The organism is Paraburkholderia solitsugae (genome assembly GCF_013177695.1).
In the GTDB taxonomy this organism is placed as follows: domain Bacteria; phylum Pseudomonadota; class Gammaproteobacteria; order Burkholderiales; family Burkholderiaceae; genus Paraburkholderia; species Paraburkholderia solitsugae.
Genome location: NZ_WOEY01000102.1, coordinates 1 through 25,256, shown reverse-complemented (window position 1 = coordinate 25,256; position 25,256 = coordinate 1). Strand labels below are relative to the sequence as shown.

22 protein-coding genes and 1 pseudogene are annotated in these 25,256 nt (G+C 62.0%); 21 read left to right on the top strand and 2 right to left on the bottom strand.

The window, feature by feature from the left end; all coding sequences use genetic code 11:
• Nucleotides 1–43: 43 nt before the first annotated feature.
• From GNZ12_RS45355 to GNZ12_RS26295, 5 genes and pseudogenes are all read left to right on the top strand, one after another.
• Nucleotides 44–303, top strand: a pseudogene (locus GNZ12_RS45355) (3-oxoadipate enol-lactonase); the annotation flags it as partial.
• 117 nt (nt 304–420) lie between these two features.
• Nucleotides 421–678, top strand: coding sequence for a BTH_I0359 family protein (locus tag GNZ12_RS26310; protein ID WP_028198981.1), 258 nt, complete (start codon nt 421–423; stop codon nt 676–678).
• A gap of 273 nt (nt 679–951) precedes the next feature.
• Nucleotides 952–2,022, top strand: a complete 1,071-nt coding sequence (locus tag GNZ12_RS26305) for a homocysteine S-methyltransferase family protein (RefSeq protein ID WP_172315130.1) — start codon at nt 952–954, stop codon at nt 2,020–2,022.
• A complete protein-coding gene (gene metH, locus GNZ12_RS26300) occupies nt 1,992–4,835 on the top strand; it encodes a methionine synthase (protein WP_407947733.1) in 2,844 nt (947 codons plus the stop codon). Before GNZ12_RS26305 ends, metH begins: the two co-directional genes overlap by 31 nt.
• A 157-nt stretch (nt 4,836–4,992) precedes the next feature.
• Entirely contained in the window at nt 4,993–5,202 is a 210-nt protein-coding gene (locus GNZ12_RS26295; RefSeq protein WP_172315128.1) for an acid-shock protein, read from the top strand.
• A gap of 133 nt (nt 5,203–5,335) precedes the next feature.
• Here the strand turns inward: GNZ12_RS26295 and GNZ12_RS26290 are convergent, their stop codons facing one another.
• A complete protein-coding gene (locus GNZ12_RS26290) occupies nt 5,336–5,662 on the bottom strand; it encodes a DUF1840 domain-containing protein (protein ID WP_172171068.1) in 327 nt (108 codons plus the stop codon).
• A 450-nt stretch (nt 5,663–6,112) separates the two neighbouring features.
• Between GNZ12_RS26290 and argS the strand changes: the two genes are divergently transcribed.
• The 7 genes from argS (at nt 6,113) to GNZ12_RS26255 (ending at nt 15,095) form a co-directional block, all read left to right on the top strand.
• A complete protein-coding gene (argS, locus tag GNZ12_RS26285; protein ID WP_172315127.1) occupies nt 6,113–7,903 on the top strand; it encodes an arginine--tRNA ligase in 1,791 nt (596 codons plus the stop codon).
• A gap of 61 nt (nt 7,904–7,964) precedes the next feature.
• Nucleotides 7,965–8,780 carry an SPOR domain-containing protein gene (locus tag GNZ12_RS26280; protein ID WP_172315126.1) on the top strand — a complete coding sequence of 272 codons (816 nt, stop codon included), beginning with the start codon at nt 7,965–7,967 and terminating at the stop codon, nt 8,778–8,780.
• Nucleotides 8,781–8,964: 184 nt separating this feature from the next.
• Nucleotides 8,965–9,603, top strand: coding sequence for a thiol:disulfide interchange protein DsbA/DsbL (locus GNZ12_RS26275; RefSeq protein ID WP_172315125.1), 639 nt, complete (start codon nt 8,965–8,967; stop codon nt 9,601–9,603).
• A 15-nt stretch (nt 9,604–9,618) separates the two neighbouring features.
• A complete protein-coding gene (locus GNZ12_RS26270; protein ID WP_172315124.1) occupies nt 9,619–10,392 on the top strand; it encodes an SDR family oxidoreductase in 774 nt (257 codons plus the stop codon).
• Nucleotides 10,393–10,395: 3 nt separating this feature from the next.
• Nucleotides 10,396–11,214 (top strand): cobalamin-binding protein, encoded by an 819-nt coding sequence (locus tag GNZ12_RS26265; RefSeq protein ID WP_172315123.1) that lies wholly within the window; start codon nt 10,396–10,398, stop codon nt 11,212–11,214.
• Nucleotides 11,215–11,572: 358 nt separating this feature from the next.
• Nucleotides 11,573–13,159, top strand: a complete 1,587-nt coding sequence (locus tag GNZ12_RS26260) for an ABC transporter substrate-binding protein (RefSeq protein WP_172315122.1) — start codon at nt 11,573–11,575, stop codon at nt 13,157–13,159.
• A gap of 292 nt (nt 13,160–13,451) precedes the next feature.
• Nucleotides 13,452–15,095, top strand: coding sequence for an ABC-F family ATP-binding cassette domain-containing protein (locus GNZ12_RS26255; protein ID WP_172315121.1), 1,644 nt, complete (start codon nt 13,452–13,454; stop codon nt 15,093–15,095).
• 34 nt (nt 15,096–15,129) lie between these two features.
• On the opposite strand, the gene GNZ12_RS26250 is transcribed toward GNZ12_RS26255, so the two are convergent.
• Nucleotides 15,130–16,203 carry an MBL fold metallo-hydrolase gene (locus GNZ12_RS26250; RefSeq protein WP_172315120.1) on the bottom strand — a complete coding sequence of 358 codons (1,074 nt, stop codon included), beginning with the start codon at nt 16,201–16,203 and terminating at the stop codon, nt 15,130–15,132.
• Nucleotides 16,204–16,391: 188 nt separating this feature from the next.
• Between GNZ12_RS26250 and GNZ12_RS26245 the strand changes: the two genes are divergently transcribed.
• The 9 genes from GNZ12_RS26245 to GNZ12_RS43950 form a co-directional block, all read left to right on the top strand.
• Nucleotides 16,392–16,796, top strand: coding sequence for a MerR family transcriptional regulator (locus tag GNZ12_RS26245; protein WP_172315119.1), 405 nt, complete (start codon nt 16,392–16,394; stop codon nt 16,794–16,796).
• A gap of 86 nt (nt 16,797–16,882) precedes the next feature.
• On the top strand, nt 16,883–18,712 hold the full coding sequence (gene aceK, locus GNZ12_RS26240) for a bifunctional isocitrate dehydrogenase kinase/phosphatase (RefSeq protein WP_172315118.1): 1,830 nt from the start codon (nt 16,883–16,885) through the stop codon (nt 18,710–18,712).
• A 94-nt stretch (nt 18,713–18,806) separates the two neighbouring features.
• On the top strand, nt 18,807–19,583 hold the full coding sequence (gene can / locus GNZ12_RS26235) for a carbonate dehydratase (RefSeq protein ID WP_172315117.1): 777 nt from the start codon (nt 18,807–18,809) through the stop codon (nt 19,581–19,583).
• On the top strand, nt 19,576–20,784 hold the full coding sequence (locus GNZ12_RS26230) for an acetyl-CoA C-acetyltransferase (protein WP_172315116.1): 1,209 nt from the start codon (nt 19,576–19,578) through the stop codon (nt 20,782–20,784). Before can ends, GNZ12_RS26230 begins: the two co-directional genes overlap by 8 nt.
• A 39-nt stretch (nt 20,785–20,823) precedes the next feature.
• Nucleotides 20,824–21,501, top strand: coding sequence for an SDR family oxidoreductase (locus tag GNZ12_RS26225; protein ID WP_172315115.1), 678 nt, complete (start codon nt 20,824–20,826; stop codon nt 21,499–21,501).
• A 36-nt stretch (nt 21,502–21,537) separates the two neighbouring features.
• Nucleotides 21,538–22,668 carry an acyl-CoA dehydrogenase family protein gene (locus GNZ12_RS26220; protein WP_172315114.1) on the top strand — a complete coding sequence of 377 codons (1,131 nt, stop codon included), beginning with the start codon at nt 21,538–21,540 and terminating at the stop codon, nt 22,666–22,668.
• A gap of 7 nt (nt 22,669–22,675) precedes the next feature.
• A complete protein-coding gene (locus GNZ12_RS26215) occupies nt 22,676–23,125 on the top strand; it encodes a YchJ family protein (RefSeq protein WP_172315113.1) in 450 nt (149 codons plus the stop codon).
• A 594-nt stretch (nt 23,126–23,719) separates the two neighbouring features.
• Complete coding sequence (locus GNZ12_RS26210) at nt 23,720–24,994, top strand: dienelactone hydrolase family protein (RefSeq protein WP_172315112.1); 1,275 nt, start codon at nt 23,720–23,722, stop codon at nt 24,992–24,994.
• Nucleotides 24,995–25,050: 56 nt separating this feature from the next.
• Nucleotides 25,051–25,256: hypothetical protein (locus GNZ12_RS43950; RefSeq protein ID WP_216673367.1), on the top strand; the 206-nt coding region annotated here is incomplete at its 3' end.

Genomic DNA, 25,256 nt, shown 5'->3' with positions numbered 1-25,256 from the left:
CTCGAACAGGTCGCAGAAACTTTAACGACGAATTAACACATCGTTGTCAGAAGGCTACGCCATGGCATGCGAAGCCCTGCGCGATTTCGATCTACGGGGTAAGCTGGGAACAGTACGTCGCCCGACGTTGACCGTAGTGGGCCGCCACGATACGTGGCACGCCACCTGCTGCAACGCCGGTAATAGCAAGACGCCATCGAAGGCGCACAGTTCGAACTGCTCGATGCCGCTCCTCTCGCGCCCATCGAACAATCTCACCGTTTTGCTGCACTGCTTGAAACGTTTCTTGGAAAGCCGGTCTAACCGGTAGGTTCGGAACTTTACAAGCGTCAATCCGGACCCACCCCTTGAATTCCACACCACAAGCTCCACCTATGGCGCAGGAATGGCCAGGAGCCAACGGAAATAAGGAGTGTCGCCATGCAAATGATCTATAACAGCCCCAACTATTGTGTCGTCGAGTTTCCGCCGCAGGAAGGCCCGCTGGCCATGAAATCAGGAGGCTATGAGATCGTGGACAAGAACATGCAGCGCGAAATCTACATAGACGGTGCAATGGCGGCGAGTTTCCGCGAGCACGTGCAAAAGCTGATCGAAGATGAACCGTCACTGGATGAGGTAGACGAATTCCTCGGGCAGTTCGACAGCCTGATGCATCAACCGGTGATTCTTCACTAACTGAAGGATTTAACGTAACGGTTTGGCGACAAGTATCGACCGCGCCGACCGGCTTAGCCGGCGGCCTTTACAAGTCGGTCTACAGCAGTAACGCGGCCCAGCAGGCTTTCACCTGACTGGGCCGTTTTGTTTCTGTCGCCTGTTTTCGTCATTTTGTTTCCGCTACGGCCGCAGCCGTCGTTGCCGCGGCGCGCGCCCGCGCCCGGCGGAACCGCCCCACTGCGGCTACAATGACAGGTTTCCCGAAAAAGCCGGCGCAAGCCCTCGTCCGCCATGAACCAGCCTGCTCAATCCGCCACGCCAGTCCGTCCCGACGCCGCCTACACGCGCGGCACGGCGCTGCCCGCGCTGCTCAAGTCGCGCATCCTGATTCTGGACGGCGCAATGGGCACGATGATCCAGCGCTACAAGCTCGACGAATCCCGCTATCGTGGCGAGCGCTTCAAGGACTACGGGCGCGACATCAAGGGCAACAACGAGTTGCTATCGATCACGCAACCGCAGATCATCGGCGAGATTCACGAGCAGTATCTCGCGGCGGGCGCGGATATCATCGAAACCAACACGTTCGGCGCCACCACGGTTGCGCAGGCCGACTACGGGATGGAAAACCTCGCCATCGAGATGAATCTCGAATCGGCGAAGCTGGCGCGCGCCGCCTGCGACAAGTACTCGACGCCCGACAAGCCGCGCTTTGTCGCCGGCGCAATCGGACCGACGCCGAAGACGGCGAGCATTTCCCCTGACGTGAACGACCCGGGTGCGCGCAACGTGACGTTCGACGAACTGCGCGCGGCGTACTACGAGCAGGCCAAGGCCTTGCTCGACGGCGGCTGCGATCTGTTCCTCGTCGAAACGATCTTCGACACGCTCAACGCGAAGGCCGCGCTATTCGCGCTGGACGAGCTGTTCGAAGACACCGGCGAGCGCCTGCCGATCATGATCTCGGGCACCGTCACTGATGCATCGGGCCGGATTCTTTCGGGACAAACCGTCGAGGCTTTCTGGAACTCGCTGCGCCACGCGAAACCGCTCACCTTCGGTTTGAACTGCGCCTTGGGCGCGGCGCTGATGCGCCCATATATCGCCGAGCTGGCGAAGCTGTGCGACACCTATGTGTCGTGCTATCCAAACGCCGGTTTGCCGAATCCGATGAGCGATACGGGCTTCGACGAATTGCCGGCGGATACGTCGGGATTGCTGAAGGAGTTCGCGCAGGCAGGCCTCGTGAATATCGCCGGCGGCTGCTGCGGCACGACGCCGGAGCATATTGCGGCGATTGCCAAGGCGCTGGCTGAAGTAAAGCCGCGCCAATGGCCGACTCAATACCGCGACGCAGCCTGAGTCCGGTAGTTCGACCCTGCTCCGCCGCTGTTTCGCTATCGAACCCGACGCCCGTAACCGCACGTAATCGCACGCAACCGAACCGCACCTACGCCATGACCGATCACACCATGCGCCTTTCCGGCCTCGAGCCGTTTAACGTCACGTCCGGAACGCTCTTCATCAACGTCGGTGAGCGCACCAACGTGACCGGTTCGAAGGCGTTCGCGCGAATGATCCTGAACGACCAGTTCGACGACGCGATCGCGGTCGCGCGGCAGCAGGTTGAAAACGGCGCGCAGATCATCGACGTGAACATGGACGAGGCCATGCTCGATTCGAAAGCGGCGATGGTCCGCTTCATGAATCTGATCGCGTCGGAGCCGGACATCGCGCGCGTGCCGATCATGATCGACTCGTCGAAGTGGGACGTGATCGAAGCGGGTCTGAAGTGCGTGCAAGGCAAGGCAATCGTCAACTCGATCTCGCTGAAGGAAGGCGAAGAAGCGTTCCGTCATCATGCGAACCTGATCCGCCGTTACGGCGCGGCGGCGGTGGTGATGGCCTTTGACGAACAAGGCCAGGCCGACACGTATAAGCGCAAGACTGAGATCTGCAAGCGCTCCTACGATTTCCTCGTGAACGAAGTTGGCTTCCCACCGGAAGACATCATCTTCGATCCGAACATCTTCGCGATTGCCACCGGTATCGAAGAGCACAACAACTACGCTGTCGACTTCATCAACGCGACGCGCTGGATCAAGGAAAACCTGCCGTACGCGAAGATCAGCGGCGGCGTGTCGAACGTGTCGTTCTCGTTCCGCGGCAACGATCCGGTGCGCGAGGCGATCCACACCGTGTTCCTCTATCACGCGATTCAGGCGGGGATGGACATGGGCATCGTCAACGCGGGTCAGCTCGGCGTATATGCCGATCTCGATCCGGAGTTGCGCGAGCGTGTTGAAGACGTCGTGTTGAACCGCCGTGAAGACGGCACCGATCGTCTGCTGGAAATCGCCGACAAGTTCAAGACCGGCGCCGCGAAGAAGGAAGAGAACCTCGAATGGCGTAACCAGCCCGTCGAGAAGCGTCTGTCGCACGCGCTGGTTCACGGCATCACCAACTTCATCGTCGAAGACACCGAGGAAGTACGCGCGAAGATCGCCGCAGCCGGCGGCCGCCCGATCAGTGTGATCGAAGGCCCGCTGATGGACGGCATGAACGTCGTCGGCGACCTGTTCGGTCAGGGCAAGATGTTCCTGCCGCAGGTCGTGAAGTCGGCACGCGTGATGAAGCAGGCGGTCGCGCATCTGATCCCGTACATCGAGGAAGAAAAGAAGCTGATGGCCGAAGCCGGCGCCGACGTCCGCGCGAAGGGCAAGATCGTCATCGCCACGGTGAAGGGCGACGTGCACGACATCGGCAAGAACATCGTTTCGGTGGTGCTTCAGTGCAATAACTTCGAAGTGGTCAACATGGGCGTGATGGTGTCGTGCAACGACATTCTCGCCAAAGCGAAGGTCGAGGGCGCGGACATCATCGGCTTGTCCGGCCTGATTACGCCGAGCCTCGAAGAGATGGCCTACGTCGCCTCGGAAATGCAGCGCGACGACTACTTCCGCGTGAAGAAGATCCCGCTGCTGATCGGCGGCGCGACCACCTCGCGCGTGCACACTGCCGTGAAGATCGCACCGCATTACGAAGGCCCGGTGGTGTACGTGCCGGACGCGTCGCGCTCGGTCTCCGTGGCGTCGAGCCTGCTGTCCGATGAAGGTGCGGCGAAGTACGTCGACGAACTGAAGGCCGACTACGACCGTATCCGCGTCCAGCACGCCAACAAGAAAGCCCTGCCGATGGTCACGCTCGCCGAAGCCCGCGCAAACAAGACCAAGGTTGATTGGGCCGGTTACCAGCCGGTCAAGCCGAAGTTCATCGGCCGCCGCGTGTTCAAGAACTTCGATCTGAACGAGCTGGCGAACTACATCGATTGGGGTCCGTTCTTCCAGACCTGGGACCTGGCCGGCCCGTACCCGGCGATCCTGAACGACGAGATTGTCGGCGAATCGGCGCGCCGCGTGTTCTCGGACGGCAAATCGATGCTCGCGCGCCTGATCCAGGGCCGCTGGCTGCAAGCTAACGGCGTGATCTGCCTGCTCCCGGCCAACACGGTGAACGACGACGACATCGAAATCTACACCGACGAATCGCGCTCAGAGGTCGCGCTGACGTGGCGCAACCTGCGCCAGCAAAGCGTGCGGCCGGTGGTGGACGGCGTGATGCGGCCGAACCGGTCGCTCGCCGACTTCATCGCACCGAAGGATTCGGGCGTGGCCGACTACATCGGCATGTTCGCGGTGACAGCAGGTCTGGGCGTGGACGTGAAGGAAAAGCAGTTCGAAAAGGATAACGACGACTACAGCGCGATCATGCTCAAGGCGCTCGCCGACCGCTTCGCCGAAGCCTTCGCCGAAGCGCTGCATGCCCGCGTGCGCCGCGACCTCTGGGGCTACGCGAACACCGAAACCCTCTCGAACGACGACCTGATCGCCGAAAAGTACCACGGCATCCGCCCGGCGCCGGGCTATCCGGCCTGCCCGGATCACCTGGTGAAGCGCGACATGTTCGACGTACTGCAAGCCCCTGAAATCGGCATGAGCGTGACCGAATCGCTCGCCATGCTGCCGGCGGCAAGCGTCTCCGGCTTCTACCTGGCCCACCCGGACAGCACCTATTTCTCGGTCGGCAAGATCGCCCAGGACCAGCTGGAAGACTACGCAAAACGCATGTCGTTGTCGAAAACAGACGCTGAACGCGCGCTCGCACCTTTGCTGTAAGCCTTGCGGGGCGGGAAACCTACTATATCGGGCACGCTAGGCTGAAGATTTGCGGCAGTGTAATTTTCGGCTTTGTAGACTGAATTGGTTTCACCCCGCCAGACGCGGCCAAAACGCGTCGGCTTATCTAATTGCAATCGTCGACGGAGAGAATCATATGAAGAAGCTGACGCTGTTATTGACTGCTGTTTCGCTCGCCGCAAGCGCCTCGGTGGCGCTGGCCCAGCCCGCGGCCCCTGCCGCGTCGAGCTCGGTCAGTTCGTATTCGCCACCCACTGAGAAGCACGTCAAGAAGCCCAAGAAACAGAAAATGAAGAAGGGTGCGTCGGCACCGATGGCCGCCCCTGCGGACGCCGCCAGCCAGTAAGCAGGCTCGGCAGACGGGCCGTTACGACCCGTGAAAGACAAAGAGCCCGCTCATGCGGGCTCTTTGCATTGATGCGTGACGGTCTGCGCCGCCCAAGCGCGGTGAACGCCACCGCTGTCGGACCGCTCCGGAATCAGAGACCCCAGAGGATATCCAGGTTTTCCTTCTGCGCGGCGCGCAACATGTCGAGGAACGGGAACGCGCGCTGGGCGAGTCCCGGTGGAATCTCATGATGTTCGTGGCCGTCTTCGCCTTCGTGGAAATGGCCTTCGTGCTCGGCACGTTCCTGTTTGTCGACGCTGATTGCCGCTTCGAGCTTGGTGATCGCAACGTCGAGTTCGTCGTGCGTGATCACGCCACGCTCACCAAGGCGCTTGCCGACAATGCCAACGAGGTACTGGGCAAGATTCTCCAGCATCACCACATCCGGGTAGGCCCGGCATTTGAAAGTAATCAGCATGACTGTTCCCTTTTTCGTTATGTTGGATCGACGTGTGGGCAGCTCGACATCCGCCGCCGGCGCGCGTTACGTTGACACGCCGATCAGGCACGGCGGCCACGGCCCTCTTAGTGGGCATCTCATTGAACATATTAGCACCTGCTAAAATCCGTCTGGACGGAAAAGCGTGCCGCAATGCGCCGCGCGCGGCGTAGCGCAGGTGGCGTGGCTGGGCCGGTTGGCCGCAATCGCTTGCTACCGCGCCAGGCCGCAGCAGCAAGCGCCTCGGCATGTCGCCGCGCACCGCACCAACCGCGTTGCGCGCAACGTGGCTGATCGTGCCCCGAAGTGCCCGGCGCGTCCCGGCCGGTGCAGCGCCGCTTTCCACGCTTCTGACGAATCGGCTGCGTCTCGCGCGCGGCCGCCGCTTCTTCCGCATCACCGGATTGCCTCACTGGACTCGCAACAAGCATGCTGCCCGCACATAAACTTACCCTCGAAACACTGCTCGCCGATACGGTGAAGCAGGTTGCTGAAGCAACCCAAGGCGCGAGCGAAGCCGCCTTCGTCTCGCCCACGATCACGCTGGAGCGTCCCAAAGTGGCCGCGCACGGCGACGTCGCCTGCAATGTGGCGATGCAACTCGCCAAGCCGCTGCGCGCCAACCCGCGCCAGCTGGCGCAACAGATCGTCGACGCGCTGCTCGCGCAGCCGCGGGCCTTGGGGCTCGTGGATGCCGCCGAAGTGGCCGGCCCCGGCTTCATCAACCTGCGCCTCGCCGCCGCCGCCAAGCAGGCGGTGATCGCCGCCGTGTTCGCTGAAAAGGATGCCTTCGGCCGTTCGCAGCGCGACGCCGGCCAGCATGTGCTGATCGAATTCGTCTCGGCCAACCCGACCGGCCCGCTGCACGTCGGCCACGGCCGCCAGGCCGCGCTCGGCGACGCGCTCTCGAACGTGCTGGCTAGCCAAGGCTATGACGTGCATCGCGAGTTCTATTACAACGACGCCGGCGTGCAGATCCACACGCTTGCCGTGTCGACCCAGGCGCGCGCGCGCGGCCTCGCCCCCGGCGACGAAGGCTGGCCCGCCTCGGCGTACAACGGCGAGTACATCGCCGACATCGCAAAAGACTATCTGAACGGCGCCACGGTGGCCGCGAGCGACGGCGAGCCGGTGACCGGTGCGGGCGACGTCGAGGACCTCGACGCGATCCGCCGCTTCGCGGTCGCGTATCTGCGCCGCGAGCAGGACATGGACTTGCAGGCGTTCGGCGTGAAGTTCGACCAGTACTACCTGGAGTCGTCGCTGTACAAGGAAGGCCGGGTCGAGAAAACCGTCGAGGCGCTGATCGCCGCCGGCAAGACCTACGAACAGGAAGGCGCGCTGTGGCTGCGCACCACCGACGACGGCGACGACAAAGACCGCGTGATGCGCAAGAGCGACGGCACGTACACGTACTTCGTGCCGGACGTCGCCTACCACGTCGCCAAGTGGGAACGCGGCTTCACCAAGGTCATCAACATTCAGGGCTCGGACCACCACGGCACGATCGCGCGCGTGCGCGCCGGCCTGCAAGGTCTCGGCATCGGCATTCCGAAGGGCTATCCCGACTACATCCTGCACAAGATGGTCACGGTCATGCGCAACGGCGAAGAGGTGAAAATCTCGAAGCGCGCCGGCAGCTATGTGACGGTGCGCGACCTGATCGAATGGTCGGGCGGCGCAATGCCGGGCTCGGAAGCCGCCGTCGACCTGATCGACGAAGAGACAATTCGCCGCGGCCGCGACGCCGTGCGCTTCTTCCTGATTTCGCGCAAGGCGGATACGGAATTCGTGTTCGACATCGATCTCGCGTTGAAACAAAACGACGAAAATCCGGTGCACTACGTGCAGTATGCGCATGCGCGGATCTGCTCGGTCATCGCGGAATGCAAGGCGCGCTACAGCACGGACGAGAGCACGTTGGCCCAGGTGGACGTGTCGCCGCTTACCAGCGAACGCGCCATGGCCTTGCTGAACAAGCTCGCCGAGTTCCCGGACATGCTGCAACACGCGGCCGACGAACTGGCGCCGCACGCGGTCGCATTCTATCTGCGCGACCTCGCCGGGGAATTCCACTCGTTCTACAATGACAGAGCCGAACGCGTGCTGGTCGACGACGCTGCCGAGCGCAATGCGCGCGTCGCGCTGCTTGCGGCCACGCGTCAGGTGTTGGCCAACGGTCTCGCGACGATTGGCGTCTCCGCTCCCGTCAAGATGTAAGTCCTCCGGCGCAACATGCACGCGGCCGTCGTTATAATCGACGGCCGTTCCAGGATTCTTTTTGCAGGTGATTCATACGATGGCAAAACCACGCCGCACAACAAAGCAATCGCAATCGAAACAAACCGGGGGGACTTTTCTCGGCATCGTGCTGGGCCTGATCGTCGGTCTCGCGATCGCGGTAGTGGTGGCGCTGTATATCACCCGTGCACCTACGCCGTTCGTTTCGAAGGTCGCGCCGCCCACGGCGCCTGACACCGGCGCGAGCCAGGCGCAGCAATACGATCCGAACCGTCCGCTGCAAGGCAAGACGCCGGGCCAGCCAGTCCCGCAAGCCGCGCAACCGGCGCCGCCGAACACCGCACCGGGCCAGACCAACGCGCAGACGCAATCCGGCATGCTGGAAGAGCCGCAGATCGTCGAAGTACCACCGTCGAGCGGCAATACGAACGGCACGGCAGTCGCACCGAAGCCCGCGCAGGATAACGGCACCGGCACAGCCACCGAACCGGTGAAAAAGCCGCAAAGCTCCAGCACACCGGCCGCCACCGCGGCAGGCTCGGCGCCGAAGAGCACGGCCACCACGACTGCCAACGCCAAGCCGGGTTCAGGCGCGGCGCCAACAGCGGCTGACGCGAACACGGGCTACTTCCTGCAAGTGGGTGCCTACAAGACCTCGGCCGACGCCGAGCAGCAGCGTGCGCGTCTCGCCTTCCAGGGTTTCGAATCGAAGGTCACACAGCGCGATGCAGGCGGCGTGACGTACTACCGTGTGCGTATCGGGCCGTTCTCGAAATTCGAGGATATGAATTCGAGCCGTCAGCGTCTGTCCGACGCGGGCGTGGATACCGCCGTGATCCGCTTTACGAAGCAATAAGCAAACAATAAACAAACGGTGATTTGCCGGAACGCGCCGCCGCTGAACTATCGGCGTGCGGCGCGAGTCACAAACACAACCGACAAGCACAACGGACGACTAGAACGTCTAACGCCGACATTGAAAACGGTGACGGGCATTTGCGTGGCGCCACCGCTTTACCGCCTACCTTGGTTAACACAACATGAAAAAACTGCTGAGCATTCTGTTCCTTTCGCTGGGCCTCGTTGCCGCCACGGCGCATGCATCGCCGGCCGCGCCGATGTCCGGCAAGGACTACACCGTGCTGGCCACGCCGCAACCTACGGACGTGCCGGCCGGCAAGATCGAAGTCACCGAATTCTTCTGGTACGGTTGCCCGCACTGCAATGAATTCAACCCGTACCTCGAAGCGTGGGTGAAGAAGCAAGGTCCGGACGTGGTGTTCAAGCGCGTGCCGGTGGCCTTCCGCGACGACTTCATCCCGCACTCGAAGATGTATCACGCGCTCGATGCGCTCGGCCTCGCAACGCAGCTCACGCCGAAGGTCTTCAATGAAATCCACGTCAACAAGAACTACCTGCTGACGCCGGAAGACCAGGCCAAGTTCCTCGCGAAGAACGGCGTCGATCCGAAGAAGTACATGGACGCCTACAACTCGTTCTCGACGCAAAGCGCGCTGCAAAAAGACAAGAAGCTGATGGACGACTACAAGATCGACGGCGTGCCGACGCTCGCCGTGCAAGGCAAGTATGAAACCGGTCCGGCGGCGACCGACAGCCTGCCGGGCACGATTCAGGTGCTCGACTACCTGGTGCAGCAGATCCGCGCCAAGAAGATGTAAAGCCGAGGCGCCGGAATGAGTTCACCCCTGAAGGTTTTCATTACCGGCGCTTCGAGTGGCATCGGCCTCGCGCTCGCCGCCGAATATGCGCGGCGCGGCGCGATTCTCGGCCTGGTTGCCCGCCGCGGCGACGCCCTCGCCGCCTTCCAGCAGTCCCATCCGCAGAATTCCATCTCCACCTATTCCGTCGATGTCCGCGACTGCGAGGCACTCGCCGAAGCGGCCGCGCAGTTCATCGCACAGCACGGTTTGCCGGACATCGTGATCGCCAATGCCGGTATCAGCCGCGGCGCGGTCACCGGGCACGGCGATCTGCGCACCTTCCGCGAAGTGATGGATATCAATTACTTCGGCATGGTCGCCACCTTTGAGCCGTTCGCCGCCGCGATGGTCGCCGCGAAGAAAGGCACGCTGGTCGGGATCGCCAGCATCGCCGGCGTGCGTGGTTTGCCGGGGTCGGGCGCGTACAGCGCGTCGAAGTCAGCCGCGCTCAAGTATCTGGAGGCGTTGCGCGTCGAGATGCGGCCGCTGGGCGTCGGCGTGGTCACCATCGCGCCCGGCTATATCCGCACGCCGATGACCGAGCACAACCCGTACAGCATGCCGTTCCTGATGGACGCCGACCGCTTCGCGGTGAAGGTCGCAGGCGCGGTCGAACGGCAGACGGCTTTCGCGGTGTTCCCGTGGCAGATGCGCATCGTGGCGATGCTGCTGCATGTGCTGCCGCGCTGGCTCTACGATCTCGCCTTCGAACGCGCGCCGCGCAAGCCCCGCGCCGTCGCCGAATAAATCATGCAGCCGCGTGCGGTCGATGCAGCCGGCGCCGCGCACGAAATGGCGGGAGCTGATACCCGCATCGTGTCGCTGGTGCCGAGCATCACCGAATTGCTGTTCGCTTTGGGGCTCGACAGGCAGATCGTCGGGCGCACCGGTTTTTGCGTGCATCCGCATGACAAAGTGCGGCAGGTACGCAAGGTCGGCGGCACCAAGGCCGTCAATATCGACGCGATTCGCGCTTTACGGCCCACCCATCTGATCGTCAATATCGACGAAAACGAGCGCGATACCGTCGAGCAGTTGCGCGCGTTCGTGCCGCATATCGTCGTCACCCATCCGCAGACCCCGCAGGACAATCTCTCGCTGTACGCACTGCTGGGCGCGATCTTCGACCGCGCGCCAGAAGCGCAACGCTTGAGCGAGGCACTCGAAGCGCGTCTGCACGAGGCCGCCGCGCAGGTGTTTCCGTCGCAAAACGTGCTGTATCTGATCTGGCGCGAACCATGGATGACAGTCGCACGCGATACCTATATCGCCGCGATGCTGAGACTCGCGAACTGGAAGACGCTACCTGACGTGGAAGGCGGAGCGGCGGGCGCGGCGCGTTACCCCACGCTCGACTTCGATCACGCGCCCTGGCTTACGGGCGTCGATCGCGTACTGCTCTCCAGCGAGCCTTATCGCTTCACGCAAACGCATTGCGACGCGCTGAAACGCGATCCTCGTCTGGCTGGGAAACGGATTGATCTGATCGATGGCGAGTTGGTCTCATGGTACGGCGTGCGCGCGATTGACGGCATCGCTTATCTGCTCGGGCGCGCGGCGGCGCCGTAAGCGCCCGCGCAAAGACCAGGCCACCGGGTAGCGCCACCTGACACTCGCATGAGCCGCGACACTGCCGCACGTCGCATGGAACGGTACGCTGGGCGAAGCCACCGTGCGCGGCCGCACCCCTGCGCACCAACTCTCGCTGCCCATATGGATATGCGGATTAAATTGTTGTCGCCGCAACCACCCTTCGATAAGCTTTCGCGAAGGCGAGAACGTGCATGTACCGCAGCAGCCAAACCATGCGCCAGCGCCGGAAACGTATCACAATAAAGACGACGGCCAGACCGGTCGCCACCCGTCAACGGAATATAACCACACCAACCAGACGCACTGCCTGACTGCGCTTGTTATGGGAGATCCTATGCGCTTCAAACTGCTCGCAGCCGCCGTACTGTTCACGGCGCCCGCGCTCGTGCTCGCCAAACCGCTGACCGTCTGTACCGAGTCGAGCCCCGACGGCTTCGATGTCGTGCAGTTCAACTCACTCGTCACGACCAATGCGTCCGCCGACGTGATCTTCAATTCGTTGGTCTCGTACGACGAGGCCGCGAAGAAAGTCGTGCCCTCGCTGGCCGACAAGTGGGACGTGAGCGCCGACGGCCTCACCTACACGTTCCATCTGCGCCCGAACGTGCAGTTCCAGACCACCGACTACTTCAAGCCCACTCGCGCGCTGAATGCCGACGACGTCGTCTTCACGTTCGACCGCATGCTCAACGACAGCAATCCGTGGCACAAGGTGGCGGGCGCGAGCGGCTTTCCGCATGCACAGTCGATGGGTTTGCCGAAGCTCATCAAATCGATCAGCAAGGTCGACGACAACACCGTCAAGTTCGAACTGAACGCGCCGGACGCGACCTTCGTGTCGATCCTGACGATGGGTTTCGCCTCGATCTATTCGGCTGAATACGCCGACCAGTTGCTCAAGGCCGGCCAACAGGTCGACCTGAATTCGAAGCCGATCGGTACCGGTCCGTTCGAGCTGAAGAGCTACACCAAAGACGCGGTAATCCGCTACGACGTGAACCCGACGTACTGGGGTCCGAAACCGAAGATCGACCGCCTGATCTACGCGATCACGCCGGACGCCACAGTGCGCGCGCAAAAGGTCAAAGCGGGCGAATGTCAGATCGCGCTGTCGCCGAAGCCGCAGGATCTCGCCGAAGCGAAGAGCGACAAGTCGCTCGCCATCGTGCAGACGCCCGCGTTCATGACCGCCTTCGTCGCACTGAACACGCAGAAGAAGCCGCTCGACAATCAAAAGGTGCGCGCCGCCCTGAACATGGCGTTCGACCGCACCACCTATCTGAAGGCGATCTTCGACAACACCGCGACGCCGGCCGTGAACCCGTATCCGCCTAACACCTGGAGCTACGACAAGGCCGTCAAGGCATGGCCGTACGATCCGGTGAAGGCAAAGAAGCTGCTCGCCGTCGCGGGCTATCCGAACGGCTTCGAAACGACGATCTGGGTGCGTCCGAACGGCAGCGTGCTGAACCCGAATCCGAAAGCCGGCGCCGAACTGCTGCAAGCCGACTTCGCGAAGATCGGCGTGAAGGCCGACGTGAAGGTGATCGAATGGGGCGAGCTGATCAAGCAAGCAAAGCAAGGCCAGCATGACACGCTGTTCATGGGTTGGGCCGGCGACAACGGCGATCCGGACAACTATCTGTCGCCACTGTTCAGTTGCAATGCGGTGAAGTCTGGGATCAATTTCGCGCGCTTCTGCGATCAGGATCTGGACAAGCTGATCGCCGACGGCAAGACCACGCCGGATCAGGCCAAACGCGCGAAGGCGTATGAGCAGGCGCAGCAGATCATCCACGATCAGGCGCTGTGGATTCCGCTGGGTTACCCGACCGCGGCGGCGATTACGCGCACAACCGTGAGCGGCTATCACGTGAGTCCGTTCGGACGGCAGAACTTTGGAACGGTGGCGGTGCAGTAAAACAACGGTGCACGCCACGCTCGACGTTGAGCAACGAAACGGACCCGCTGCGAACGCTCCGGGTCTGTTTTTTTTCGCACCGGGTGCGTCACCCGGTTCAGAGCGTATCGGCACGCGACAACGCACCGCAGCGCCCCGCTTGCATCCGATCCGTTGCGCTTGCTATACTTTTTTACAGATCACTCTCTTCGGACATCAGCCAAAATGAACAACTAAGCCTTCCTTAAATGTTTTCGCTTCACGCAAGCTGTGCTTGCCGGGCGAAAGGTGTAACACATTTTCGGAGGTGCTTATGGCTCATGTCACGCCAGCATCCACACTCGTTTCGCTTCATCAGGTCTCGTTCCATTTCAACGATGGAGCGACGCTATTCGACTCGCTCAATCTCACCTTCGACACCACAGCCACGGCCATCGTCGGTCGCAATGGCACGGGCAAAAGCATATTTGCACGGCTGATTGCAGGTGAACTGACGCCGTCGGCGGGCAAGGTCGAACGCGTTGGCTCAGTCGCCTACGTCAAGCAGGATACGATCGGGCCGGAGGGCGAAACGATCGCGCAAACCGCCGGGCTTGACGACACGCTAGATGCGCTCGCACGCCTTGCTGCGGGCACTGCTCAAGCCGACGACCTCGACGTAGTCGGAGACCGCTGGGATCTCGCCACCCGCTTTCAAATCGCGCTGCAGCAGGCACATCTGCCGGAACTGCAAGCACACGAAACTGCGGACACGTTGAGCGGCGGCCAGCGGGCACGTGTCGCGCTCGTCGGCGCGTTTCTGTCCGGTGCCGACCTGCTTGTGCTAGACGAACCCACCAACCACCTCGATCGCGATGGCCGCGCCTGGTTGCGCGATCAACTGCATGAGTGGCGCGGTGGGTTGATCGTCGTCAGCCATGATCGGCAACTACTGGGCGAGGTTGAGCGGATCGTCGAACTGACGCCCCATGGACCGCGCGTCTACGGCGGCAACTACGAGGTCTTTCATGCGCAGCGCGAAGCGGAGCAGCAGGCCGCGCAATCCGCGCTTGAACACGCAAGAACCGAACGCGCGCGTGAACACCGCCGCCTTGCGCGGGAACATGACACCGTCCAGCGCCGCGCAGCAGGCACACGGCACTATGCCGATATCGCCAACGTCTCGCGTATGGAACGCGCGAAGATAAAAGGTCGAGCGATGGAAGCGATGGGACATGTCCGCAAGTCTCAGCAAACGGTAAAAACCGATCTCAACGACAAGGTCGGCGAAGCGGCGGCGCGCGTCATGCCGGAAAGTGCGGTCTTGCTCTCGTTACCCGGCGCTGAGCTTCCTGCACGTCGCAAAGTTTTCACGCTCGATGAGACGCATCTGCCCTGGCTGAAAGCGAATGACCCGGCAGCAACCGTGACGTGGGCAGTCGAAGGCCCCGTGCGCGTCGCAGTAACGGGCCCGAACGGCTGTGGTAAGTCAACGTTACTTCGGGTACTCGCAGGTGAAGTCTCGCCCCGCGGCGGCACGCATCTGACACACGTGCCATGCGCATACCTCGACCAACGCCTCGATCTGCTCGATCCAGAGCGTTCGATCGTCGAGCAGTTGGGCCTCCTCGACACGCCGCTGGCAGAAGGCGAGTTACGCAGCCGCCTCGCATTGCTGCAACTCGACGCGCAATGCGCGACACAACCCACGCGGAATCTGAGCGGCGGCGAGCGGCTGAAGGCGGCACTTGCGTGCGCGCTATGGCGCGGCACGCCGGCGCAATTGCTGCTGCTCGACGAGCCGACCAATCACCTCGATCTCGAATCGGTGCTGGCGTTCGAAGACGCACTAACGGACTTTCCAGCCGCCATCGTTGCCGTGTCGCATGACGCGGGGTTCCTTGAAGCGTTGCGACCAACCCATACGATGCAATGGACCATCGAGGGTTGGCGCTTCGAACCGGTCAAGGTGGATTAACCACGCGACGATGCGTGGCCGCTTGTCCCAAGCGTTAAGCCGCCGAGAACCGGATCACCCCATCCGCATCCTGCGTGCGCTTCAACTCACCGGCCAGCCACAGCAGATGCAGGTGTGCCAACGCCTCGCCGAGCGCGAATGTCATCTGATGGATGTCGAGTTGGCGCTTGAACATCAGCGGCACGATATCCGCGGCGCTCCGCGGCTTCTCCGCACATGCCTCGCGCACTTCAGCCAGACGCGCGTCATGATGCTCACGCAGCTGTTTGATACGCGTGTGCACGCCGCGAAACGGCTTGCCATGCGACGGCAGCACGAGCGTGTTTTCGGGCATCGCCTCGTAGCGGCCGAGCGATTCCAGATACAGTGCGAGCGGCGAGCCTTCCGGCTCCATGCCGAACACCGAGACGTTGGTCGAAATACGCGGCAGCACCATGTCGCCGGAGATCAGCGCGCCCGTCTCTTCGCAATGCAACGCGCAGTGTTCCGGCGAATGGCCGAAGCCGGTCACCACACGCCACGTCTTGCCGCCGATCTTCACGCCGTCAGCTTCACGCAGACGGCGGTACTGACCGGGAATCGCCGGCACGAGGCTCGAGTAGTAGCTCGTGCGATTACGCAGCTTCTCGAGCGACGCCTCGTCGTTCAAACCATGGCGCGCGAAGTGCTGCGCCGCGCCCTCGCCGCCCGCGTTCGAACCGTCGCCAGCCGCCATCACGCGTGCCTGCATGTATTCGCCGAGCGTCATCCACAACCGTACGTCCCAGCGCTTCTTTTCGCCGCCGCTGCAAATCCAGTGCGCAAGGCCGATGTGGTCCGGATGGCAATGGGTGACGATCACGCGCAGCACCGGCAGGCCGTCGAGCACGGAGTCGAACACTTTCTCCCAGTTCTCCTTGATCGTGTCCGACGCAATCCCGCAGTCGACTACCGTCCAGCCTTGCTGACCGTCGATTTCATCGCGTAGCAGCCACAGATTGATGTGGTCGAGCGCGAAGGGCAGCGGCATGCGCAGCCAGAACACGCCGGGCGCGACTTCCCTCGTGTGGCCCGCTTCGGGCAGGGTGTCAGTGAACGGGTAGTCGAGTTGATGTTCTAGTGCATTCATTGTGAGTGTCTTCCTCCGTCGGCCATCCGGCATGGCGAGGTATGCGATGCCGGATGGCGTAGTTGCGGCCCGGTCGGGACATACCGGTGCCGTATTGCGCCGTAGTTGCGTTTCGATCAAGTTGACGATAACGTAAACGTCGATTCTAGCGTTCAATCCGATTTTCTGCCCGGCCACGGGATGCCCCGATGAACACGCAATACACGATCACTGAGCTCGCACGGGAATTCGACGTCACGCCGCGGGCGATCCGCTTCTACGAAGACCAGGGTTTACTCTCGCCCAGCCGTGAGGGATCAAGTGGCTTGCGGCGCGTCTATTCGGGCCGCGACCGCACCCGCCTGAAGCTCACGCTGCGCGGCAAGCGGCTCGGCTTCACGCTGTCGGAAATCCGCGATCTGCTCGATGTCTACGAATCGCCGACCGATACCGTGCCGCAATTGCACGCCTTCCTTGCCACGGTGGCGCGCCATCGCGACGTGCTCGAACGTCAACTGGAAGATCTGAACGCGACGCTCGAAGATCTCGCGCAATACGAAGCCCAAGCGAGAGCGCTGCTGGAGAGCGGCACGCGCGAAACCAGGTCCGCCTAAGCGGAAAGCGGCGCGATGCGCTGCGGGTCCACCCGGACGATACAATCGCGGGTGTCTTCACGACATGGGACGAATGCACGGTCGACATGAATCACTTCCCCAAACTGTTGTCGTCGCAGATCGGCTTTGACGTCGCCCAGACGATGCTCGAAGGATTCGAACGTCATTACCGGATCTTCCGCGACGCCGCGATCCATGCCAAATCGCTCTTCGAAGCAGCCGACTGGCATGGCCTGCAAGCGCTGGCGCGCGAGCGCATCACCTCATATGACGAACGCGTCGAGGAATGCGTCGTACTGCTCGAAGACGAATACGACGCCGAGAATATCGACGACGAAGTGTGGCAGCAGATCAAGCTCCACTACATCGGCCTCCTGACCACGCACCGTCAGCCCGAGTGTGCGGAGACTTTCTTCAATTCGGTGTGCTGCAAGATCCTGCACCGTTCGTATTTCAACAACGACTTCATTTTCGTGCGCCCGGCGATCTCGACCGAATATATCGAGAACGATGAACCCGCGGCGAAGCCGACCTATCGTGCGTATTACCCCGGCAAGGACGGTCTTGCCGCGACGCTCGAGCGCATCGTCACGAATTTCCAGCTGGAGCCGCCATTTGAGGACCTGACGCGCGACGTCGAATGCGTGATGCAGACCATTCACGATGCGTTCGGCGTGTTCGACGAAGCGCCCAACTTCCAGATTCATGTACTCTCGTCGCTGTTTTATCGGAACAAGTCGGCGTATATCGTTGGGCGGATCATCAACGGCGATTTGCTGCTGCCGTTCGCCGTGCCGCTGCGCCATGTGAAACCCGGCGTGCTTGTACTCGATACGGTGCTGCTCAAACGCGACCAGCTGCTGATCATCTTCAGCTTCTCGCATTCGTACTTCCTGGTCGATATGGAAGTGCCCTCCGCTTACGTCGAGTTTCTCGGCACGATCATGCAAGGCAAACCGAAGGCGGAAATCTATACGTCGGTGGGTTTGCAGAAGCAGGGCAAGAATCTGTTCTATCGCGATCTGCTGCACCATCTGAAGCATTCCAGCGATCAGTTCATCATCGCGCCCGGCATCAAAGGGCTCGTGATGCTGGTGTTCACGTTGCCGTCGTTTCCGTACGTCTTCAAGCTGATCAGAGACCACTTTCCGCCTCCGAAAGAGACCACGCGCGAGCAGATCAAGGGAAAGTATCAGCTCGTCAAACGGCATGATCGTTTGGGCCGCATGGCCGACACGCTCGAATATTCGAGCGTCGCGCTGCCGGTTTCGCGGCTCGACGAAGCGCTGGTGCGCGAGCTCGAAAAGGAAGTGCCGTCCCTGATCGAACGCGACGGCGACAATCTGGTGATTCGCCACATGTATATCGAACGCCGGATGGTGCCGCTCAACCTGTTCCTGCAAAACGGCAGCGACGACGAGGTCGATCACGGCATCAAGGAATATGGCAACGCGATCAAGGAATTGATGCAGGCGAACATCTTCCCTGGCGACATGCTGTACAAGAATTTCGGCGTGACGCGTCATGGCCGTGTCGTGTTCTACGACTACGATGAAATCGAATACCTGACGGAATGCAACGTGCGCGCGGTGCCCGCGCCACGTAACGAGGAAGACGAAATGTCGGGCGAGCCGTGGTACTCAGTCGGCGCGCACGACATTTTCCCGGAGACATACGGCACATTTCTGCTCGGCGACCCACGCGTGCGCCGGTCCTTCATGCAGCATCACGCGGACTTCTTCGATCCAGCGCTGTGGCAACGGCACAAGGATCAGCTATTGAAAGGCGAACTGCCCGACTTTTTCCCGTACGACAGCAACGTGCGTTTCTGCGTCCGCTATCCGGAGCGATTCGCCGACGCGGCGTCCGGACCAACGGATAACCAGGCAGACGAACGCGCCGTGCGCGCGGCGTGAGTATCATGCGCCGCGCGCATCGTTGAACGCATCGTCCGAACCTTATGTAACGACATCGACCGGTCAATCGGTCGAGCAACCGCCCAGACTCAACATGAACACGAACGCTTCTCCCGCTGCAAATCCGCTGGCCCATCTGTTCGACAACAACGACGCGTGGGTGGCCCGCAAACTGTCCGAGGATCCGGAGTACTTCTCGCGTCTCGCGCACCAGCAAACCCCCGAATATCTGTGGATCGGCTGCTCCGATTCGCGCGTGCCGGCCAACCAGATCATCGGCCTGCCGCCTGGCGAAGTGTTCGTGCACAGAAATATCGCCAACGTGGTGGTGCATACGGATCTGAACTGCCTGTCGGTGATCCAGTTCGCCGTCGATCTGCTCAAGGTCAAGCACATCATGGTGGTAGGTCACTATGGCTGCTCGGGTGTCGCCGCGGCGCTGCACGGCCGGCGCGTGGGTCTTGCGGACAACTGGCTGCATCACGTACAGGACGTGCGCACCAAGCACGCTGCGCTGATCGAAGAGTGGCCGATCGGCGAGGCGCGGCATCGGCGTCTGGTCGAACTCAATGCGATCGAGCAGGTGATGAACGTATGCCGGACCACCATCGTCAATGACGCATGGGCGCGCGGCCAGGAACTTGCGGTGCATGGCTGGGTGTATGGCGTGCACGACGGCAAGGTGCGCAACCTTGGCATGACCGTCAACGACCCGGCGGTGCTCGATGCAACCTACAGGAGCTGCCTGGCCGCGGTATCGGCCGGCGGCGTGTACAAGGAAGACAACGACATGGCCGCCGCCGATGCGGCCCAGCTCGGCGACGTGCCGGCCATCGTCGAAGGTGTGATCAAGGAACTTAAACATGAGTGAGGCAAACATGAGCGAGACAAAGTCTGATCCGATCGTGATCGTAGGTGTGGCCCGCACGCCGATGGCGGCATTTCAGGGCGATTTCGCGTCGTTGACCGCGCCGCAGTTGGGCTCGGTTGCGATCGAAGCTGCCGTGCAACGCGCTGGGTTGAAGCCCGAGCAGATCGACGAAGTGGTGATGGGGTGCGTGCTGCCCGCCGGCCTCGGCCAGGCGCCCGCGCGTCAGGCCGCACTCGGCGCCGGCTTGCCGCTCGCCACCGGCAGCACGACCGTCAACAAGATGTGCGGCTCCGGTATGCGCGCAGCGATGTTCGCGCATGACATGCTGGCGGCGGGCTCGGTCGATGTGATCGTCGCCGGCGGCATGGAGAGCATGACGAACGCGCCGTACCTGTTGCCGAAGGCGCGTAACGGCATGCGCATGGGCCACGGCCAGGTGATCGACCACATGTTCTACGACGGTCTCGAAGACGCCTACGAAAAAGGCCGCCTGATGGGCACCTTCGCGGAGGAATGCGCGGCCTCGTTCGACTTCACGCGCGAAGCGCAGGATGCGTTCGCCGTCGAGTCACTGAATCGCGCGAAGCGCGCGAATGAAGACGGCTCGTTCGCATGGGAAATCGCGCCGGTGAAGGTGGAAAGCCGCAAGGGCGACGTCACCATCGATCACGACGAGCAGCCGTTCAAAGCGAACCTCGACAAGATTCCGACGCTCAAGCCCGCGTTCAGCAAAACCGGCACGGTGACGGCGGCGAATTCATCGTCGATTTCCGACGGCGCCGCAGCGCTCGTGATGATGCGTGAATCGACCGCGAAACGTCTCGGCGTCGAGCCGCTTGCTCGCGTGGTCGGCCACTCCACCTTTGCTCAAGAACCGGCGAAGTTCACCACCGCGCCGGTCGGTGCGATTCGCAAGCTGTTCGAGAAGAACGGCTGGCGCGCCGACGAAGTGGATCTGTATGAGGTCAACGAGGCGTTCGCGGTGGTCACCATGGCCGCGATGAAGGAACATCACCTGCCGCATGAGAAGGTCAACGTGAACGGCGGCGCCTGTGCGCTCGGTCACCCGATCGGCGCATCGGGCGCGCGAATTCTCGTCACGCTAATCGGCGCGTTGAAAAACCGCGGCCTGAAGCGCGGCGTCGCGACGCTGTGCATCGGCGGCGGCGAAGCGACCGCGATGGGCATTGAACTGGTTTAACGCGCTGTTTCCAGGCGTTTGAGGGCTTGAGGTGATTCGATGAAAACAGTGTTGATCGTCGGTGCATCGCGTGGCATCGGCCAGGAGTTTGTGCGGCAGTACCGGAAGAGCGGCTGGCGCGTGCTGGCCACCGCGCGCGACGACACCGCGCTCGACGCACTAAAGGCGCTCGGTGCGGAGACCTTTTCACTCGACGTCACCGCGCCCGAAGAAATCGCCGCGCTCGGCTGGAAGCTCGACGGCGAACGGCTCGATGCGGCGGTGCTCGTGTCGGGTGTGTACGGCCCTCGCACCGAGGACATCGAGACGATCACCGCCGAAGACTTCGACCAGGTCATGCACACCAACGTGCGCGGTCCAATGCAGTTGATGCCGGTCCTGCTGCCGCTCGTCGAAGAAGCCGGCGGTGTGTTCGCGGTGCTTTCGAGCAAGATGGGCAGCATCGGCGACGCAAGCGGCACGACCGGCTGGCTGTATCGGGCGAGTAAGGCGGCGCTGAACGATGCGCTGAAGGTCGCCTCACTGGATGCAACGCGCGCAACGTGTATTTCGCTGCACCCTGGCTGGGTGCGCACCGACATGGGGGGTGCGCAAGCGGCGATCGATCCGGCGCGCAGCGTCACCGGCATGCGCGAAGTGCTCGCGCATGCAGCGGCCGCGCACGAAGCGTTCAATGGCCGCTTCTATCAATACGACGGCACGGCGCTCGAGTGGTGAGGAGACAAGTGGGAAGACTAACGAGGAGACCAAGCCATGGTGCTTGATCAGGATCACTTGATGGTCCGCGATGCGGTGCGCACGTTCGTCCGCGAAGCGGTCACCCCGTATGCGGCGCAATGGGACCGCGAGCGTACCTTTCCGAAAGACGTGCATCGCCAGCTCGCCGAACTCGGCGCGTATGGCGTGCTGGTGCCCGAAGCGTACGGCGGTGCCGGAATGGATGCGCTGGCGCTCGCGCTGATCCTCGAAGAAATCGCCGCGGGCGACGGCGGCACTTCGACCGCGATCTCCGTCAACAACTGCCCGGTGTGCAGCATTCTGGTGACCTATGGCAACGACGCGCAGAAACGTGACTGGCTCACACCGCTCGCGCGCGGCGAGATGCTCGGGGCGTTTTGTCTGACCGAACCGCAAGCGGGCTCTGACGCATCCGCGCTACGCACCACCGCGACACGCGATGGCGACGCGTACGTGCTGAACGGCGTCAAACAGTTCATCACGAGCGGCAAGAACGGCAACGTCGCGATCGTCATGGCCGTGACCGACAAGGCCGCGGGTAAGCGTGGCATCAGCGCATTCATCGTGCCGACCGATACAAAGGGCTACATCGTCGCGCGCGTCGAAGAAAAACTCGGTCAGCATTCGTCGGACACGGCGCAGATTATTTTCGAGGATTGCCGCGTGCCGGCCGCCAATCTGATCGGCGCGGAAGGCGAAGGCTATCGGATTGCGCTATCGGGGCTCGAAGGCGGGCGCATCGGTATCGCCGCGCAGAGCGTCGGCATGGCGCGCGCCGCGTTCGAGGCGGCATTGGCGTATGCAAAGGAGCGCGAGAGCTTCGGCCAGACCCTGTTTTCGCACCAGGCCGTGCAATTCCGTCTCGCCGATATGGCGACCCAACTCGAAGCCGCGCGTCAGTTGATCTGGCACGCGGCTTCGCTGAAAGACGCCGGCCAGCCCTGCCTGACCGAGGCCGCGATGGCCAAGCTGTTTGCTTCCGAAGCGGCGGAGCGCATCTGCTCCGCAGCCTTGCAGATTCATGGCGGCTACGGCTATCTGAGCGACTTCCCCGTCGAGCGTATCTACCGCGACGTCCGTGTGTGCCAGATTTACGAAGGCACCAGCGACATCCAGAAAATTTTGATTGCGCGTGGTCTTGGTTGAAAGTCTGATGAATAAGCCATTGTTGTCAATGCAACGACCGTCCGACTGCCCCTGCGGCGGCGCCGCGCCCGATCAGCGCAACGGCGCCAAACCGCCGCGCTTCGCGCAATGCTGTGGCCGCTATATCGACGGCGGCGAAGCTGCGCCGCGCGCGCTCGAACTGATGCGCTCGCGGTACAGCGCGTATGTTGTGGGCGCAACGGAATATTTGCGCGCCACCTGGGCACCGCACACCTGCCCCGCGGATCTCGACGCCGACCCTGCTGCCCCCGACGCACCGCGTTGGCTCGGACTGCAGATCAAGGCCTTCGCTGAAACCGGCGGCGATCATGCGACAGTCGAATTCGTCGCACGATATAAGGTAGGCGGCCGCGCCCACCGGCTGCACGAGTTGAGCCGCTTTCTACGTGGCGAAGACGGACGCTGGCGCTATGTCGATGGCGACGTGAGCGAATAGAGAGTAAGCCAAACCTTTCGTAGCCTTACACAACGCAGCGAAGTACTTAGCACGGTGTTCACATATGGCCCTCAAACGAGGGCTTTTTTTTCGCGTTGGCTCAGCACCACAGCAAGTGTGATACCGAAAATTACTTCGTGTAACCAGGCACCGCAAGATGGGCGCTTGCAGCCTTCTGGCGGGCGATTGCGCCCGTGATTCACCCACGGCAATTTTTTCGTCGCGGGTTCTCCTTGATTGCACAAAACAAAATTGTCGTGCCAGGATGAGGCCGTAGGTTTGTGACGTCACGTTGCTAGAACAGGTCCATACCGGTTCAGCAAGATGCGCAGGCGCCCTGCCGATAGCCCACCAGTAAGGGTTCGACGGCGGTTCCAGGCAGCATGTGTGGCGCTCATCATCGGCGCGTGGGGTCGCGTCGGCCGTTTGGGTTCATCCCGTGCGATCTCGATTAGCGTGCGTGCGCTTGACGCACAACGTACGCGAGTGTGTTTTTGTTTGTCGAAAACGTCGATGAAAGGCAATTGTCAGCGATGACACTCGACAGACAAAGCGTCACGGTGTTCAGGGCAGGTTTTTGAGGCAGGTGCGTTGATGGTGTTCAGCAAGGTTCTGACGAAGTGTGCGGTGACGTGTGCAACGGCGATATGCGCTGTCGCACTCGCGCATGCCGACCCGCTCGCCGACACCCAGGCCGGGCCCCTTACGCGCGCACACGTGCCGCGCCTTGCGCTCGACGACGACGCCTATCTGCCCACCGCCGGCCTCAACGAACAGATCATCCGCGTGCCGGTCGACGCTGCCGGCACGGTCACACTTGAAACGACGATCTACAAACCGGACGGCCCAGGCCCGTTTCCGATGATCGTTTTCAACCACGGCAAGATTCCCGGCGACCCGCGCACGCAGGAGCGCAGCGATCCGTTGCCGTTCGCGCGCGAATTCGTGCGCCGCGGCTACGTGGTGGTGGCACCGAACCGCCAGGGCTTCGGCCATTCCGGCGGCACTTATCAGCAGGATGGGTGCGACGTCGAGCGCAACGGTGTTGGCCAGGCCGGCGACGTAGCCGCGACGATCGATTTCATGTCGAAGCAGCCGTACGTGGACGCGACGCACATTGTGGTGGCCGGCACCTCGCACGGCGGCCTGGCGACGATGGCTTACGGCTCCGAGGCTGCACCGGGCGTGCGGGCCTTGATCAATTTCTCAGGCGGTTTACGGCAGGACGCATGCGCTGACTGGCAGGGCAACCTGACGCGCGCATTCGGCGCGTATGGCGAGAAAACGAAGGTGCCGTCGCTGTGGTTGTATGGCGATAACGATTCGGTGTGGACGGCGCCGCTGGTGGCCGGCATGTATGCCGCGTATTCCGCACATGGTGCGAGCGCGAAGATGGTGGATTTCGGCAACTACAAGAATGACGCGCATCGACTCGTGGGCGATCGCGATGGCGTGCAGATCTGGTGGCCGGCGGTCGAGGCTTTCCTCGCCAGAGCCGGGATGCCTACTGGTGTTCAATATCGGGTTGCGGATCCTTCGTTGCCGAAGGCGAGTGGGTTTGCTGCTGTCGATGCGGTCGACTCTGTGCCGTTTGTCGACGAAGCGGGCCGAAATGGATATCGGAATTTCTTGCATCAGTATCCTAGCCGGGCGTTTGCTGTGTCGGATACCGGGGCATGGTCGTGGGCCGAGGGCGGCGATGATCCTATGGCGGTGGCCATTACCAATTGCCAGAAGCAGAGTTCGGCGCCTTGCCGGTTGTATGCGGTGGACAACTCCGTTGTATGGGGGTCGGGGTCTTCGCAGACGGCGGATGATTCTTCGGCAGGGTCTGCTAATGAGCGGCGGGCTATTGCTAGCCGGAATTGAGGGTTAGGTTTTTTGCCTGCTCGGCGCTCTTGTCTGTTTGCCTGCGGCGTTGGACCTTGCTTGATTTTTTTGCCTTCGCGGCGCTTTTTGGTTGTGCCCTTACGGCGTTGGCCTTTCCTTGTTTTCTTATCGGTTTATTAGCGTCGCCCCTGTGCGGGGCAGGCACCTACTTTTCTTTGCCTGCTGCAAAGAAAAGCAACCGTATTGGAAGTCAAGCGGCGAACCGGTGTTCAAGGTGGCAACTGTCAGCCGCAGGGAGCAA

Coding starts and splice junctions, on each gene's coding strand:
- GNZ12_RS26310 (WP_028198981.1), top strand. CDS start 421: ATGCAAATGATCTATAACAGCCCCAACTATTGTGTCGTCGAGTTTCCG.
- GNZ12_RS26305 (WP_172315130.1), top strand. CDS start 952: ATGAACCAGCCTGCTCAATCCGCCACGCCAGTCCGTCCCGACGCCGCC.
- metH (WP_407947733.1), top strand. CDS start 1,992: ATGGCCGACTCAATACCGCGACGCAGCCTGAGTCCGGTAGTTCGACCC.
- GNZ12_RS26295 (WP_172315128.1), top strand. CDS start 4,993: ATGAAGAAGCTGACGCTGTTATTGACTGCTGTTTCGCTCGCCGCAAGC.
- GNZ12_RS26290 (WP_172171068.1), bottom strand. CDS start 5,662: ATGCTGATTACTTTCAAATGCCGGGCCTACCCGGATGTGGTGATGCTG.
- argS (WP_172315127.1), top strand. CDS start 6,113: ATGCTGCCCGCACATAAACTTACCCTCGAAACACTGCTCGCCGATACG.
- GNZ12_RS26275 (WP_172315125.1), top strand. CDS start 8,965: ATGAAAAAACTGCTGAGCATTCTGTTCCTTTCGCTGGGCCTCGTTGCC.
- GNZ12_RS26270 (WP_172315124.1), top strand. CDS start 9,619: ATGAGTTCACCCCTGAAGGTTTTCATTACCGGCGCTTCGAGTGGCATC.
- GNZ12_RS26265 (WP_172315123.1), top strand. CDS start 10,396: ATGCAGCCGCGTGCGGTCGATGCAGCCGGCGCCGCGCACGAAATGGCG.
- GNZ12_RS26260 (WP_172315122.1), top strand. CDS start 11,573: ATGCGCTTCAAACTGCTCGCAGCCGCCGTACTGTTCACGGCGCCCGCG.
- GNZ12_RS26255 (WP_172315121.1), top strand. CDS start 13,452: ATGGCTCATGTCACGCCAGCATCCACACTCGTTTCGCTTCATCAGGTC.
- GNZ12_RS26250 (WP_172315120.1), bottom strand. CDS start 16,203: ATGAATGCACTAGAACATCAACTCGACTACCCGTTCACTGACACCCTG.
- GNZ12_RS26245 (WP_172315119.1), top strand. CDS start 16,392: ATGAACACGCAATACACGATCACTGAGCTCGCACGGGAATTCGACGTC.
- aceK (WP_172315118.1), top strand. CDS start 16,883: ATGAATCACTTCCCCAAACTGTTGTCGTCGCAGATCGGCTTTGACGTC.
- can (WP_172315117.1), top strand. CDS start 18,807: ATGAACACGAACGCTTCTCCCGCTGCAAATCCGCTGGCCCATCTGTTC.
- GNZ12_RS26230 (WP_172315116.1), top strand. CDS start 19,576: ATGAGTGAGGCAAACATGAGCGAGACAAAGTCTGATCCGATCGTGATC.
- GNZ12_RS26225 (WP_172315115.1), top strand. CDS start 20,824: ATGAAAACAGTGTTGATCGTCGGTGCATCGCGTGGCATCGGCCAGGAG.
- GNZ12_RS26220 (WP_172315114.1), top strand. CDS start 21,538: ATGGTGCTTGATCAGGATCACTTGATGGTCCGCGATGCGGTGCGCACG.
- GNZ12_RS26215 (WP_172315113.1), top strand. CDS start 22,676: ATGAATAAGCCATTGTTGTCAATGCAACGACCGTCCGACTGCCCCTGC.
- GNZ12_RS26210 (WP_172315112.1), top strand. CDS start 23,720: ATGGTGTTCAGCAAGGTTCTGACGAAGTGTGCGGTGACGTGTGCAACG.